We start from the raw sequence: 15534 nt of genomic DNA, 5'->3' as shown, positions 1-15534 counted from the left end.
TGATTAAATGCTTTTAAATAGTTTTTGGAAAAAAGGACCAAGTATAGGTACAAGGTTCATTTGTCCCTGTAATGCACCTATGAAACCAAAGATCCATAAGATGAAGAAGAAAAGGTAGAAAGCTGAGCTTACCATCCAACTGTCAAAAAAGCCTATAGGGTATCCTAATGCAAAAAATCCAAGCGTTAACCCCAGTGCCTGCCTAATGTGGAATGATGCAAAAGGATCTTTCTTTTCACTGTTTAGTATTATCGCTATTATTGAACCTATAATCGTAAGATAGCTAACTATAGCATATGTTTTTCCGTTATTTTCTTCAGGTTGTGTATTCATTTTAATATATATCTATTGTGCTTTTTACTTCTATATCTGTTCGTGTATCAAATACCACATCATAGTAAGATGCATCTCCGGCCTTTGTATTAAGAACCAGTTTTTCACGACCAAACTCAACACCTTTTTTGTCTTTTACGGTAAAAGTAAGTGTATCGTTAATAGCCTTTTCGGTAATAATATAAATTACCAGTTTATTGTCTTTACTGTTACCTTCGTCTTCAATGTAAAACTTACCGGTTTTAATACCTTTATTAATAAGTTTTTCAGACAGATTTATTTTACATTCTAAAGTCCTGTCAACACCTTCACTAACCCCTTCAATAAATTCGGTAGCAGTTTCTCCAACAGCTTCTCCGCCTTTATTTATTGTTTCTTTTGCCTTTTGGCAGGAACATATTGTTAATGCACAAAAAGCGGTAATTAGAAAATGGACAGGTGACTTCATAATGCTATTCGTTTAAAATTAGTTTTCCGTTGTGGTATACACCATATGCCTTACCTTTTAACTCCTGACCTAAGAAAGCGGAGTTTTTAGATTTTGAAAGGATATTGGCTTTAGTAAATGTATGTTTTCCTTCGGTAGTGAATAGGGAGAACGATGCTGTTGCGCCTTCTTCCATAGCGTGGTCTTCAATTTTAAATACGCTTTTACCGGCAGTAAGTTTTTCAATAATAACATCAACAGGTAGTATATTGGCAAGTGCACCAAAAGCAGTTTCCAGTCCTATAGTACCGTTTTTAGCCATATCAAATTCCATTTTCTTTAACTCAACGTCAAGAGGATTATGGTCGCTGGTAATCATATCTATGGTTCCGTCAAGTACTCCCTCAATAAGAGCTTTTCTTTCATTTTCAGGTCGTAATGGCGGAGCTACTTTGTAACGGGTATCAAAATTAACCAGAGTATCATCTGTAAGTAAAAGGTGATGTACGGCAACACTACAGGTTACGTTAAGTCCTTTTGCTTTAGCTTCTCTTATAAGTTGTACCGATTTTCCTGTAGATACGGTAGGGATATGCATTTTACCACCTGTATATTCTAACAGGTACAGGTTACGTGCCACCTGTAACTCCTCGGCAAGTGCAGGTATACCTTTTAATCCTAAACGGGTGCTAACAAAACCTTCGTGTACCACACCTTTACCTTTAATTTTGCTGTCCTGGCAAAAAGTAATTACCAGTCCGTCAAAATCCTGAGCATATTGTAGAGCAATTTTCAACAGGTTTGCATCAGGCAGGTCTTTATTATAATCGCCAAAAGCAACGGCTCCGGCATTTTGCATATCAAAAAGTTCGGCTATATCAAGTCCTTCACTGTTTTTTGTAAGTGCACCTATAGGGTGTAGTGATGTAGCAGCATTGTGCCCTTTGCTTAATAAAAAGCTTATATCTGCCTGAGTATCGGCAATAGGGTTTGCGTTAGGCTGTAGGGCTATGTTTGTAAAACCACTGCGTGCAGCTACGTTAAGTCCGTTTTTAATAGTTTCCCTATCCTCATAACCAGGTTCGCCAAGGCTTACAGAACTGTCAAACCATCCTCGTGAAACGTGAAGGTTATCCAGCTGTATAACTTCAAAATTTGCTTCTTCGGCAATATCTTTAGCTATTTTAGTTATTACACCATTTTCTACTTTAATATCAACAGCCTGATTGTTGAATTTGCTGTTTTTATCAATAATGGTAGCGTTTTTAAAGATCAGGTTCATTTTACAAATTTTTGGATAAAGAGTTCAAGTAACAGGAATACCAGCGCGCCAATAATAAACCATTTCCATAATTCGCTGGCAGTCCTTAGTGATTTAATATCGTTGTATACGGTTGAAACAGAATCTGTTTTTGTATAGTCTTTTACAATGTTGCTGTTTTGCAGGCCAAGGTCACTTTCTGTCCTTGGGTAGTTGAAACTAATGTTCTTTAAAACATTTTCATTTTTCACTACACTGTAGTTTCCTGCAGTTTCGGGATAATCACCAAATGACAGTTTTATCTTATTGTTTAGTATTTGCTGCATTGGTATAAAGTCACTTACGTCGTTCTTTACGGTTACCACTTCGTCTTTAGATAACAGCGCATCAATAATAAGATTTTGGTTTTCTCCTATCTTGTATGCAAAAACTCCGGTTTTGTTATTGTTTTGACCCATGTTATAAAAGGTAAACACAACAAGCGGGGAGTTTTGGAAATTGGTATTCTGTTTATTGATAGGGGCAGAGAACAGGTATACATTACCCATCCTGTTTGTTAATGATGCGAGGAACGGAGTCTGGTCGGCATACGATAGTACAGGTAACGCAGTTCCTTTAATAGTAAATGAGTTATTTACCTTAGGGTACTGGAAGTTTTTAATTTGCCTTTCGAATACGGTTTGGTATAACGGATGGCTAAATGATATTTTGGTTATTTGTCTTTCGTTATTATTTAGGGTAAGAAGCGATGCATTACCAAAAGCCGCCATAAGGCTGTTAAGGTTTTGCACAGATGCTTCTGCCGAAGGAATTACAATAATATTACCACCTTTTTCGTATAGTGATTTTAATGTTGTGATAAGTGCCTGCGGAATCTCAGTAAGCTCATTAAGTAGAATGGCATCCTGTTTTTCAAGGCTGTTATAGTCTACACTGCCGGGCTGTACCGAGTTGAATACAAAATCATCGTCAGTATAGATGCGTGAAAGGAATTTGTTTTTAGCCTCATCACCAATCACCAAAACGTTTGATTTTTCGGGTTTTGAGATACTGAAATAGTATTCATTATCATATGCCAGACTGTTATCTGAAACCGATACATAGCCGTGAAAATCTTTTTTAGGAATGGTAAAGTTTAGTGTTTTTGATGGCTGATCAAAAGTAACCAGTGTTTTGGCTGTAAGTTCTTTACCGTTGTATAGCGCTACCGATGTTTCGTCGTTAACCGTTCCGTTTGCTTTTAAGTCTACTGCAATTTCGTATAAATTTTCCAGTGTTTGGTAAATGTATACACTATCTACCGCTACGTTGTTTTTGTTTTGGGCTTCGGGTACTATAAAGTATACCGGGGATTTTGGGTCAAGCTTACTAATGCTTTGGCTTTCCAAATTAACAGCATCGGTAATAACCACTATATCTTTACCCGTATTAGGTTTTTTTGTCTCGGCTTTTGTAATCAGGAAATCAGGATTAAAAGGTATAGAACCATAATTAATGTTCTGTAACTCTTTTTGTATAGATTTTACATCGGTATCCCAGTAAGCATTAGTTGGCGTTATAAGCGAAAACTGCTGATCTTCGGGTGTGTTTTCCAGTATGTCCTGTACGGCTCTTTTAAGTAGTTCGCCTTTACTGCCTTTAGCCTGCATGGAAAAGGAATTGTCCAGCAGGATAACCATTTCGTTACTCTTGTTATTATCATCACTGGCCTTGAAAAACGGCTGTGCAAAAGCGAGTATAAGACAGGCAAGTAATAACAGCCTGGTAAAAAGTAAAAGCCATTTCTTGATTTTAGAACTCTTGCGGGTTTGCATGTTGAGTTCCTTAAGGAAGCGTACGTTTGTAAAGTATTCTTTCTGAAAGCGTCGCAGCTGGAACAAGTGTACCAGAACAGGGATTACCAATAGGAATAAGAAGTAAAGGATTTCCGGATGTTTGAACTGCATTTAGTTGAAAGTTTGTCAAAAATACAAATTTTTATTCTAAATGAAAGTGCATAACTACAGTATAAATTTCACATAATATTTAAATACCCTATTTTTGTTATCATTAATTTGCACTCATGAAAATTACCCGATTACTTATTTTGTTAGGATGCATTAGTTTACATGCACAGGACAATTACAACCTGATTATAGGAACCTATACCAATGCCTGCGAAAGCGAAGGAATTTATGTTTATGATTTTAATACCAAAACAGGCGAAGCTACTTTAAAAAACAGCTCACAAGGAGTTATTAACCCCAGTTATGTAACGGTTTCTGCCGATAATAAATTTTTATACAGCGTTAACGAAAACGGAGAGGAAAGTACAGTAAGTGCTTTTAGCTACACGGCGTCGAGCGGAAAGATTGAGTTTATTAATAAAAAGGACTCCAAGGGTGCCGATCCATGTTATATAATTAATGATGATAAGCATGTTATTGTCGCTAATTATACCGGAGGTACCATAGCGGTTTTTGGGAAGGATAAACATGGCGCACTTACAAAAGCCAAACAGGTAATTAAACATAGTGGTAGCGGTATTAATAAAGACCGACAGGAAGGACCTCATGTACACATGGTTTACTTTTCTCCTGATAAGAACTATGTTTTTGCTAATGACCTGGGGACAGATAAAATATCTGTTTATAAATATGATAAAAATGCTACCGATGGCAGTAAAGTATTAACACTAGCCGATACGGTAGAGGTAAAAAAGGGTAGCGGCCCAAGGCATTTGGTGTTTAGCCCTAACAATGTTTTCTTTTATGTATTGCAGGAACTGGACGGTACTTTAACCGCTTTTAGTTATGTAAAAGGTAAAATAGAGAAGATACAGGAAAGTACAATTGTGACTCCGTATTTCACAGGTCAAACCGGTGCTGCCGATATTCATATATCACACGACGGTAAGTTTTTATATGCTACAAACAGGGGTGATGCTAATACTATTTCTGTTTTTAGGGTACATGCAAACGGAAAGATAAATTTAGTACAGCAACTTACTACCGAAGGGATAGGACCAAGAAATTTTGCCTTTGGCCCTAAAGAAGATTATTTACTGGTTGCTAACCAAATTAGCAATGATGTTATCATCTTTAAAAGAGACAGAACAACGGGTATGCTTACTGATACCGAGAAATGTATTGAGCTTTGCTCACCTGTATGTTTGGTGTTTACAGTAGCGAAATAAGTTATTAAGAGATATAAAAAAAGAAAGAGGGATTATTTCCCTCTTTTCTTTTTTTGTGACTTTTTCTTTTCGGCAGCCCTGTTACGTGGTTTTGTTTTTCTTGGGTTTCTTTTCCCCGGACCACCAAGGTTAACCTTTTTATTTTTATCCTTTTTATCGTGGTAAGCAGCTCCGCCTTCCAGTTTAGGTTTCTTTAAAAGGAATTTTATTTTCTTTTTGTCTTTTTCAAATTCAAGGAGTCTTTCTGCTATCTCAATATCTTCCGGCATAGGGAGCATTTCAATCTCCTTTTCCATCAGTAACTCGGTTTCAATAAGCAGTTCTTCTTCCTTAGGGCTTACAAAACTTATAGCTATACCTGTTTTATCGGCACGACCTGTACGCCCTATACGGTGAATGTATTGCTCTTCCACCTCAGGGAATTCCATATTGATAACATGGGTAACATCAGATATGTCCAAACCACGTGCCATTACATCGGTAGTAACGATACCTCTAAGGTTACCTTCCTGGAAAGTAGCCATGGTGTTAAGCCTGTAGTTTTGTGACTTGTTAGAGTGAATAACGCCAAACTGCTCAGGGAAAGCTTCTTCAAGCTGCTCCATTAAAATGTCGGCTGTTTTTTTGTTGTTCACAAATACCAGTATACGGTTCATGCCTTCATCTTCTTCCAGTAAACGTTTCAATACGTTCATTTTGGTAAGGAAGTTAGGAACACGGTAACCAAGCTGTTGTATTTTCTCTAACGGAGTACCCGATGCTGCCAGTGAAACCTCTTCGGGGAAATCAAAAAATTCATCAAGCATTTCATCTACATCCTCGGTCATAGTGGCCGAGAAGAGTATGTTTTGCCTTTTTTGTTTCATCATGGAAAGGATAGAGGTAACCTGAAAACGGAATCCAAGGTTTAGAATCTCGTCAAACTCATCGATAATAAGTTTTTGCAGGTTGTCAAAACGAACCACATTATCAAGTGCAAGATCCATTAATCTACCCGGTGTACCTACTAAAACGTCTACACCCTGATATACTAAGTTTTTTTGTGTATTGATGTTGGTGCCACCATATACGCCCAGTGCACGTATAGACATGTACTTGGTAAGTTTCTCTACTTCTTCAACCACCTGTACAACCAGTTCACGGGTAGGTACTATTACTACCACACGGGGAGTATCTGTAGGTGCAAATTTCCATTGTTTTAAAACAGGAAGCAGGTAAGCAAAGGTTTTACCGGTACCGGTTTGTGCAATACCCATCATATCGCGGCCCGATAGTATAACAGGCATCGATTTTACCTGAATAGGAGTAGGGTTTTCAAACCCAAGTTCGTCTAATGCTTTTTGAAGCGATTTAGGTAAATCAAGATCGTGAAATGTGGTCATTACATTTTATTTTGTGCAAAGATAGTTATAAAAGTTAACTACCGCCTTATTGTGAGTAGGCTATAAAATTAAATTGGATTTTAAAGTAGGGGATTTGAGTTTTTAATTGTTTTGGTAATATATCAGCTGATTTTTTGAATAAAAACTAAAAATTTAACCAAAACCAACAATGCCATGAAACGAAAATTATTTTTTCTAACCTTACTATTATTTATTGGGGTTAATGGTTTTACTCAAACCGTAGCAAATCAACCTCCAGATATTATACAATGTGGATGGGAAGTGTTTAACCTTACTCAACAAAACGACATTATTTTAGCAGGGCAGTCTAATGAAGACTTTGTTATTAATTATTACTTATCACAGGATGATGCAGAACTTAATATGAATGTTATTGCTAATACAACGCAGTATGTGGCTGAAAATAATTATCAAACTATATATGCAAGAGTTTCAAGTAATCTTGATGAAAGTTTTGCTGTAACATCATTTCAGATTATTTGGTTTAGCTGGGAAAATATAGATACAAACCCGCCTAGTCCTATTAATGCATGTGACGACGACGATGATGGTGTAGTTATCCTGGATCTTACAAGTGTAATTGATGAGGTGGTTGAAGATCCTTCGCCTTATTATATTACATTTCACTATATAGAAATGGATGTTGTGACAGGTGACAACCCTATTGAAAATCCGGAGGCTTTCTCTACAGATCAAATGGGAGACTGGCCAGAGATATGGATTAGGGTAGAAAACCCTGAAACAGGATGTTATGTAATTCACTCAATTCCTTTTTATATAGAGCCGTGTACAGATAACCTTATTTCGGGTATTCTTACTTTGGATACAGGAGAAAACGGTTGTGAAAGCGGAAGTACTCCCGCAGCTCATGTAATGATTTCACTTACTAACGGAGATATTTTACGCTACACCTATACTAATGTTGATGGAGAATATACTTTTTATAATGTTCCAGACGGAGTAAATGAGATAATAGTAATGGGACAGGGTACACAAACTTTCCAAACAGTGCCGGTTTCTTACACCGTTACTACACCCGGAGTAATAGAGGATAACAATTTTTGTCTTACAGCGCCAGATCCTTATAATGATGCATTAGTGTATATTTTACCTTACCAGTTGCCAAGACCCGGGTTTCCGTTTCAATGTAAACTATTACTTCAAAACTTAGGTAATACTACACTTAACGGAGCAGTTACTTTACAGTTTGATGATACTATTATGACTTATGATAATTCATCTCCTATGATGAATTTAACAGGGAACACACTTGATGTTTATTATACTAACTTACAGCCATTTGTACCTCAGTATATTGAAATTAATTTTACCGTGTTTACTCCGCCAACAGTAAATGCAGGAGATATTTTAAATCTTGTAGCTAATATAACTGTTACCGAAGGAGATGATAATATTTTGAACAATACCCAAATTAATAGCCTAGAAGTTGTAAACTCGTGGGACCCTAATGATATAGCCTGTCGTGAAGGGGACTATATTACCGAGGAACAAGCAGATGATTACCTGCATTACCTTATTAGATTTCAAAATACAGGTAATGCCGATGCTATCAATGTAAGAATAGAAGATGTTCTTGATGATAAGTTAGACTGGGGAACCTTACAGCCACTATCAGCCAGCCATGATTACAGGGTAGAGGCGGAAAATAATACAGTTCAGTTTATTTTTAACGATATAAACCTACCGGGTGAAGAGGTAAATGAACCCGAAAGTCATGGCTATATTGCCTACAGAATTAAACCGAAAGCAGGAGCAGAGATAGGCGATATTTTTGAAGCAACTGCTTCTATTTATTTCGATTTTAATGAGGCTATTATTACTAATATAGCTACTACTGAAATCCAATCAATAATGGGACTGGAAGACAATGTACTTAATCAGTTTTCATTATATCCAAATCCGGCAAAAAACATTGTGCATATTGCGTTTGAAGATTCGGTTGCTAATAATGTTAGCATATCAATAAGTGATATTTCGGGTAAAATTGTGCTTGCTAAAACCATTAGCAACGATGAAAACAGCTTTGATGTATCTGGCTTAACAACAGGGATGTATTTTGTTGCCTTAACCACAGATGGCAAGAAACAAATTAAAAAACTAATGATCGAGTAGTTTTATAATTGAGTTGAAAAAAAAGCGGACTAAACAGTCCGCTTTTTTGCTTTAAATAGTCTATATAAGAGGTAATTCCTCGGTAGTTACTATATGGTGCTGTATGGCATAAATAACCAGTCCTGCAATATTTTTAGTTCCGGTTTTAATAAATATATTGTTTTTATGCCCTTCAACCGTTCTTGGTGTTATGGTGAGTATTTCCCCTATTTCTTTTGCGGTTTTTTGCATAGATATAAGGCGTAATATCTCTTTTTCTCTTTCGGTTAGTAGTTTGTCATCTTCAAGTATAGTAAGCTCTTCTTCATTATTTATTTCTTCTTTGATGTTCGTTATCTGGTCATCAAGAAAGTATACACCATTTTTATAAACTGTTTCTATAGCTTTAATAAGTAGAGTAGGAGAAATACCTTTAGGAATAAATGCGGCAACACCGCTTTTTATCATAAAATCTAAAAAGGTTTTCTGGTAGTGGGACGACATCACCATAATTTTTATGCACGGGTATTCTGATTTAAGTATACGGGTAATTTCAGTACCGTCCATTTCTTTCATCTTTAGGTCTAAAAGTACTACATCGGGTAGTTTTACAGACTCTTGTAGTTTAACTAAGAGCTCGTTACCGTTTTCTGCTGTGAAATCAACAACTATATTTTCCTGATTATTAAGATAACTTTCAAGAAGTTTGGTGACTAAAGTATCGTCATCTACTATTGCGGTAATAATTTGTTTCATAATTAGGTGTGGGGTTGGTTAGGTAGATAAGCTATAATATTCTATATAGCATTAAGGTAGTAATTACGGGAGTACTTTATTTACATATTTAGGTTATATGCAAAAATAGTAAGAAACATCTTATTTTGTTTTAGTTATTATCAATTAGGTTTTATGTTATGTCTGTTCAAAAATAGAACTTAATGTATTAAACAACAAAAGATATCTATATGTGGTATATAAATATAGATGAACTGCATAGTGTTATATGTTTTGTATTTTTTTAACAGTATGGTTGTGTATTTTATTTTTTGACGCTTTATAAATGTTAAAAAAAATATAAATTAATATTTTGTTAACATTTTTGTTAAGTTGAATTTGTAACAAAAAGTGATTTTTATAGATAAAATGTTTAATTACATCGATAACAAAGTGATTTGTAAATAATTAATTTATTAATCAAATTACCTTCGATAAGCAGTTAAAAACAAACCATAACTGCTTATTGTCTAACCAATTAATTATTACTTTTTATGAAAACCAAATTATTTATTTTGGGCGCTTGTGCAGCACTTGTATTTGCGGCATGTAGCAAAGATGAAAACCAAACCACAAACGATTTTACACTAAAAGCATCAAAAGAGTATTCTATTGCTGACTTACAGGCAAATGCCGTGAAAAGCTTGAAACAAAAATTTATTTTTGAAGCTAACGGTGAAGAAGCTCTGATAGAGGTAAAAAGCGGTGTTAAGATTAGGGTAAAAACTGCAACAGTAAAAGTAGGCGGACAACCTTATTTTGGACCGGTTGTAGTTGAGTATATTGAAGTTTTTAGCAGAGGAGAAATGCTGGCAGCAAACAAAACTACATCTGGTTTAACAAACCAACCACAGTCTGAAGATGATACAAGGCCACAACCACTTATCTCAGGAGGGGAGTTTTATGTTAATATGACTACCCAAGAAGGTGAGAATATTGATGAAGGAGCTGAGTACCAACTTGAAGTTCCGGTAGAACTAACCGGAGGCGAGGCAGATGAAGATATGACTTCATGGACAGGAGAGCAGGAAGACACCAATGGTGATGGAGCACCAGATGATGAAGGCGATGTTACCTGGAATGAAGATGAAGCTGGCGAAGGTGATGACGATAACGGTGAAGGAGATAAGGATGTTCCTGTTGAAAACGGAGAATACATTCTTAAACTAAGGGAATTTGGATGGTGTAATATTGATAAACTGGCAGAGTATCCAAACCCAAAAACAACTATTTTTGTAGATGTGCCTGATGGTTTTGATGATAGTAATTCTAAAGTTTATCTTGCTTTTGAAGGTCAACAAAATATGTTGGTTTCACTAGATCATTATGATGCGGGGACTGAACTTTTTGGAGAAACTTATAATCTGTTACCACTTGGTGAACAATGCTATCTTATTTTTGCATCTGGGCAGGGAGGTCAATGGATTTATTCAATACAAACAATTACAATAACTGCAAACGGTGTTTATGTTGTTAATCCGGGATCTTTAGTAACGGCTACACAGGCAGATGTTATTAATTTACTTAACAGTTTACCATAATCAGTATAAAAACATTATTGTTTTATATATAAAAAAGCTCCCTTTTTAGGGGAGCTTTTTCTGTTTTAAGGAAAACAGTTTTTAAACAATGCGTATTTTTTTGTTAATTTACTTCGATTAAAATTTATGAAACTGTAATTTAACCCTACTTTTTGAATATAATTTAACCTTACTATGAAAGATAAAATAGTGCATAAGCTAAATGAGTTACAGGCAACTGCAATTTGTGGTAACGATATTAGCTCTTCCTGTTTATATGTATCGGCACTTACTATTGGTTACGCAGGGCAATATGCCTGGATTTCGTTACTTGTTGTTGCAGTAGTACTTTTTATGTTTAGAAAAATATATGGCGAAGTGGTTGGAGCCCTGCCCTTAAATGGAGGGGCTTATAATGTTTTGCTTAATACTTCCAGTAAACGTATTGCATCTATAGCTGCTATACTAACCGTACTGTCATACATGGCAACAGCGGTTATATCTGCCAGTGAAGCCATGCATTATCTTCACAATATTTTTACAGGGATAAATGTACAAATTGCCACAGCCATTGTATTATTTATATTTACAGCTATAGCCATTGTGGGTATAGGAGAATCTGCTGCGGTAGCAGTGTTTATTTTTATAATACACTTAATATCATTAACGTTACTGGTTGGTACTGCATTATTTTTTATACTTAATCATGGGACCGAAACCTTTTCACTAAACTGGAAACTCCCCGCACATCCCCAGGGCATAGCTTACACTTTGTTTTTGGGCTTTTCGGCAGCAATGCTTGGTATTTCCGGGTTTGAGAGTTCGGCTAACTTTGTGGAAGAGCAACAACCGGGAGTTTTCAGGAAAACGCTTCGAAACATGTGGGCAATAGTAAGTTTTTTTAATCCTGTTATTGCTATTATACTTATAGCTATTATTCCGGTAATTGAACTTGATGAGCATAAAGAGTCTCTTTTGGCTTATTTAGGGCAAACCACCGGAGGCTCGTGGTTGGCATGGGTAATATCAATAGATGCCGTACTGGTGCTTTGTGGTGCTGTACTTACCTCTTTTGTTGGGGTATCTGGGTTACTTAAACGTATGACGCTGGACAGGATATTACCTAATTACTTTTTAAAGGAAAATAAAAATGGAAGTAGCTATAGGATAGTTATTGTGTTTTTAATTTTATGTATATCGGTAATGATTGCTACAAAAGGACATCTTGAGTCGCTGGCAGGAGTGTATACTTTTTCGTTTTTAGCAGTAATGGCACTTTTTGGTATAGGTAACCTTATGCTTAAAATTAAAAGGAGAAAGCTGCCAAGACCTGAAAAAGCAAACGGACTGGTAGTAGTAATCGCTATTGCTTTTATTATTACAGGTTTTGTAGGTAATATGTATTTAAGTAAAGAGGCATTTAACACCTTTATACAGTATTTAATCCCGGCTCTTATTTTGGTTTTCCTAATGCTAAACAGGTCAATGCTTATAAGAACCACAGTGAGTGTACTTTCTTATTTCTATAAACCAATAAGGAAATTTGCTATTATAAGTAACCGTTACCTTGAAAGGGTTAACCGTAAACTGCATTCTCAGGAATTTGTGTTTTTCACTAAAGGTGATGATGTTGCAATACTTAATAAGGTTATGCAATATGTAGAAGATAATGAAACCACTAAAAAACTAAAAATTGTAAACATTAAAAAAGACAATACCTGTAATGAAGCACTTAAAAAAGATTTAGAGGTATTAGACAGGGCATATCCTGAAATACATATAGAATTTGTAGAAATGCAGGGTAACTTCGGTCCTGAGCTTATAGATGAATTATCTAACAAATGGGATATACCAAAAAACTTTATGTTTATAGGCTCGCCAGGTGATAAGTTCCCGTATAAAGTGTCTGAACTAGGAGGAGTACGACTTATTATGTAGTGTAAAACATTGATTTTTATATTGTTATATTTTTGTATAGTGTGTTGTATAAATTTATTTTTTTAAGAAAAATGTTACAAATTTAGAAATTCATGCTTTTTTAACAACTCTCTTTTTTAATCTTAAAAAAATGTTAATATTTTTATTAACACAAACCACTAAAAAAGAAGTATGAGGAAAATCAAACTACTATTGCTGTCCATGGTGTTTATGGCATCAGCTTACGGACAGGTATCTAATGATGGTAAACCGGCAAGCTGGCGATTAACAGAGCTTACTGATGTAACCCCTATCTCAATGCCATCATTTAATCTCGATTCCATTCAGGCGGAAGACAAAATAAGAGATGCCCAGCAAAATAAGCCATGGCGTTTTGGGTACGAATTTCTGGTTGATAATAATCTGGAAAACAGCGGAAGCTGGCAAACGCTTGAAAATGGAGACAGAATATGGAGAATCCGTTATACTTCAAATGGAGCTAAAACCATGAATTTTGTTTTCTCTGATTATTTTATTCCTAAAGGAGCAAAAGTATATCTGTATAATAATGACAGAACCGATTTACTTGGTGCTTATGATGACAAACAAAATAATGATAGAAGGATACTGGGTACATGGCTTGTTGAAGGCGAAGATATCTGGATAGAATATTATGAGCCAGCGGCAGTAATAGGACAGGGAAGGCTGGAAGTATTTAAGCTTGTACATGGTTACAGAACCAAAACATTTACTGAAATTGCTTTTGACGATTCATTAAACCAGTCAGGAAATTGCCATTTTGATGTAGACTGTTACATGGAAGGTATAGAGAACCTAAAAGAGATAAGTAAACAAGCCGTTGCGATGTTAATTACAGGAGGTAACGGTTTTTGTACCGGTACTCTGGTAAACAATACTGCCGAAGACGGTACACCATATTTTTTAACAGCTAATCACTGTTATGAAGGTAATGACGACCCGGCACAATGGGCTTTCCTTTTTAACTGGGTGAATCCTAACCCTGTGTGTGCTGAAAGTCCGGGGAGTACTTCAAATACCGACTATCATTTAACAGCCAGTGGTGCAGTTTTACGAGCAAGAAGAACACAAAGTGACTTTTGCTTAGTTGAAATTACTACCGATTTGCCTGATGAATGGGATTTAAAATGGGCTGGTTGGGATATAAGTACTGAAATACCACCATTTTTATACGGAATTCACCATCCAAGAGGTGATATCATGAAAGTTAGTGCCGATTTTGATGAACCTACTTTAGAGATAACTCAGGTTAATGTAGGAGACGGACCAATAACTGCTGAGGTTTGGACGGTTGAAGAGTGGGATGTTGCCGGTTTACAACAAGGGTCGTCGGGCTCTGCTATGTTTGATCATAACGGACTGGTTAGAGGACAGGCATGGTATGTATCTAACCCTGATTTTTGTAATGGTACAATGGCTACAGATCAAAGCACCGGTTACGGTAGGTTTGACAAGTCATGGGATACCGGTACTACTGCAGCTACAAGGTTAAGAGACTGGTTAGATCCTGCGGGTATAATTGGTACAAGTCAAACATCCATAGGGTATTACCCACCTCAAAACCTTTTAGCCATTGATGCTAAGGTGCTGTTTTTTGATAAAGGTTATAATATATGTAGCAACAATGTATTACCAACAGTAAGGCTTATTAACAATGGTCTTGATAATCTTACTTCGGCTCAGATATCTTATTCAATTAATGATGGTGAACCAATAATTATTGATTGGACAGGTAACTTAGGAGAAAATCAGGGAGAGCTTATTGAGTTGCCGGAACTGGTATTAGCTACCGGACAAAATGTTGTTAATGTAACAATATTAAGCCCTAATGAGTCAGAAGATATGTTTCTTCAAAACAATACAGTTACTAATGTAATTAATGTTGCTCCTGTAAATCATACAGGTAATATAACGGTGAATGTTAATACAGATGGTAACGGAAGTGAGGTGAGCTGGAAAATTTCATTTGAAACAGAATCAAATTCTTTTACACTATATAATTCTCCTGGTTTTGGTAATAATCAAAGTTACAGCAATACATATATAATGGATTCTGAAGGTTGTTATGCCTTTACGATAACAGATGAAGGAGGCGATGGTTTAGGAACAGGTAGCTACAGCGTAACCATGGGAGATAGTGTGATTATTGAAGGCGGCGATTTTGGTAATACCGAAACAGTTTATTTCTCTATAGACAATTCGGCAGGGATTGAAGATTTTGCTACAAACCCAATAACGGTATATCCTAACCCTTCGGCAGGTATATATACGGTTTCTGTTAATCAGGAACTAACAGATGTAAATTATACTGTATATAATATGTTAGGACAGGCAGTGGCAAATGGTAAGTTTGTTAACGGTGCTAACACTGTAAATATAACCGGTATGTCTAAAGGTGTTTACTTTATTAAAGCGGCAGATGCATCGGGTAAAATGTTTACAACCAAAATTATTAAAGAATAGGAATTTAATATTAGTTGATTAAAGAGGCAGGGTATTATGCTCTGCCTTTTTTTATACAATATTATTTGAAGATTTATAAGATAAAAAAAAGAGGCCATTGGCCTCTTTTT

At 35.9% G+C, this 15534-nt stretch carries 11 protein-coding genes; 5 read left to right on the top strand and 6 right to left on the bottom strand.

What is annotated here, in order from left to right; genetic code table 11:
• Positions 1-3: 3 nt before the first annotated feature.
• Genes GN157_RS04065 through GN157_RS04050 form a run of 4 tightly spaced genes read right to left on the bottom strand, consistent with a single transcriptional unit; the run spans position 4 to position 3967 of the window.
• A complete protein-coding gene (locus tag GN157_RS04065; RefSeq protein ID WP_157481838.1) occupies positions 4-333 on the bottom strand; it encodes a DUF4870 domain-containing protein in 330 nt (109 codons plus the stop codon).
• A 1-nt stretch (position 334) separates the two neighbouring features.
• A complete protein-coding gene (locus GN157_RS04060; RefSeq protein WP_157481837.1) occupies positions 335-781 on the bottom strand; it encodes a hypothetical protein in 447 nt (148 codons plus the stop codon).
• A 4-nt stretch (positions 782-785) separates the two neighbouring features.
• Positions 786-2042 carry a dihydroorotase gene (locus tag GN157_RS04055; protein WP_157481836.1) on the bottom strand — a complete coding sequence of 419 codons (1257 nt, stop codon included), beginning with the start codon at positions 2040-2042 and terminating at the stop codon, positions 786-788.
• On the bottom strand, positions 2039-3967 hold the full coding sequence (locus tag GN157_RS04050) for a vWA domain-containing protein (RefSeq protein ID WP_157481835.1): 1929 nt from the start codon (positions 3965-3967) through the stop codon (positions 2039-2041). The genes GN157_RS04055 and GN157_RS04050 overlap by 4 nt, the downstream gene beginning before the upstream one ends.
• Positions 3968-4083: 116 nt before the next feature.
• On the opposite strand from GN157_RS04050, the gene GN157_RS04045 reads away from it, so the two are divergent.
• Positions 4084-5196, top strand: coding sequence for a lactonase family protein (locus GN157_RS04045; RefSeq protein WP_157481834.1), 1113 nt, complete (start codon positions 4084-4086; stop codon positions 5194-5196).
• 32 nt (positions 5197-5228) lie between these two features.
• Here GN157_RS04045 and GN157_RS04040 read toward each other — a convergent pair whose 3' ends face one another.
• Positions 5229-6578 (bottom strand): DEAD/DEAH box helicase, encoded by a 1350-nt coding sequence (locus GN157_RS04040; protein WP_157481833.1) that lies wholly within the window; start codon positions 6576-6578, stop codon positions 5229-5231.
• A gap of 174 nt (positions 6579-6752) precedes the next feature.
• Here GN157_RS04040 and GN157_RS04035 point away from each other — a divergent pair, with 174 nt between their 5' ends.
• Positions 6753-8732, top strand: a complete 1980-nt coding sequence (locus tag GN157_RS04035) for a DUF7619 domain-containing protein (protein WP_157481832.1) — start codon at positions 6753-6755, stop codon at positions 8730-8732.
• 60 nt (positions 8733-8792) lie between these two features.
• Here the strand turns inward: GN157_RS04035 and GN157_RS04030 are convergent, their stop codons facing one another.
• Positions 8793-9467: a response regulator transcription factor gene (locus GN157_RS04030; RefSeq protein WP_157481831.1), complete on the bottom strand. Its 675-nt coding sequence runs from the start codon at positions 9465-9467 to the stop codon at positions 8793-8795.
• Positions 9468-9979: 512 nt separating this feature from the next.
• On the opposite strand from GN157_RS04030, the gene GN157_RS04025 reads away from it, so the two are divergent.
• From GN157_RS04025 to GN157_RS04015, 3 genes are all read left to right on the top strand, one after another.
• A complete protein-coding gene (locus tag GN157_RS04025; RefSeq protein ID WP_157481830.1) occupies positions 9980-11026 on the top strand; it encodes a hypothetical protein in 1047 nt (348 codons plus the stop codon).
• A gap of 174 nt (positions 11027-11200) precedes the next feature.
• The gene (locus tag GN157_RS04020; RefSeq protein ID WP_157481829.1) at positions 11201-12943 is read left to right on the top strand and encodes an APC family permease; all 1743 of its coding nucleotides are present in this window, start codon (positions 11201-11203) and stop codon (positions 12941-12943) included.
• Between the two features lie 171 nt (positions 12944-13114).
• Complete coding sequence (locus GN157_RS04015; protein ID WP_157481828.1) at positions 13115-15424, top strand: T9SS type A sorting domain-containing protein; 2310 nt, start codon at positions 13115-13117, stop codon at positions 15422-15424.
• Positions 15425-15534: the final 110 nt, after the last annotated feature.

Origin of the sequence: Flavobacterium rakeshii (genome assembly GCF_009741375.1) — a bacterium.
In the GTDB taxonomy this organism is placed as follows: domain Bacteria; phylum Bacteroidota; class Bacteroidia; order Flavobacteriales; family Flavobacteriaceae; genus Flavobacterium; species Flavobacterium rakeshii.
This window is presented reverse-complemented; position numbering and strand designations above follow the sequence as displayed.

Excerpts from the sequence above, each read along its gene's own strand:
- GN157_RS04065 (WP_157481838.1), bottom strand. The coding sequence starts at position 333 with ATGAATACACAACCTGAAGAAAATAACGGAAAAACATATGCTATAGTT.
- GN157_RS04060 (WP_157481837.1), bottom strand. The coding sequence starts at position 781 with ATGAAGTCACCTGTCCATTTTCTAATTACCGCTTTTTGTGCATTAACA.
- GN157_RS04055 (WP_157481836.1), bottom strand. The coding sequence starts at position 2,042 with ATGAACCTGATCTTTAAAAACGCTACCATTATTGATAAAAACAGCAAA.
- GN157_RS04050 (WP_157481835.1), bottom strand. The coding sequence starts at position 3,967 with ATGCAGTTCAAACATCCGGAAATCCTTTACTTCTTATTCCTATTGGTA.
- GN157_RS04045 (WP_157481834.1), top strand. The coding sequence starts at position 4,084 with ATGAAAATTACCCGATTACTTATTTTGTTAGGATGCATTAGTTTACAT.
- GN157_RS04040 (WP_157481833.1), bottom strand. The coding sequence starts at position 6,578 with ATGACCACATTTCACGATCTTGATTTACCTAAATCGCTTCAAAAAGCA.
- GN157_RS04035 (WP_157481832.1), top strand. The coding sequence starts at position 6,753 with ATGAAACGAAAATTATTTTTTCTAACCTTACTATTATTTATTGGGGTT.
- GN157_RS04030 (WP_157481831.1), bottom strand. The coding sequence starts at position 9,467 with ATGAAACAAATTATTACCGCAATAGTAGATGACGATACTTTAGTCACC.
- GN157_RS04025 (WP_157481830.1), top strand. The coding sequence starts at position 9,980 with ATGAAAACCAAATTATTTATTTTGGGCGCTTGTGCAGCACTTGTATTT.
- GN157_RS04020 (WP_157481829.1), top strand. The coding sequence starts at position 11,201 with ATGAAAGATAAAATAGTGCATAAGCTAAATGAGTTACAGGCAACTGCA.
- GN157_RS04015 (WP_157481828.1), top strand. The coding sequence starts at position 13,115 with ATGAGGAAAATCAAACTACTATTGCTGTCCATGGTGTTTATGGCATCA.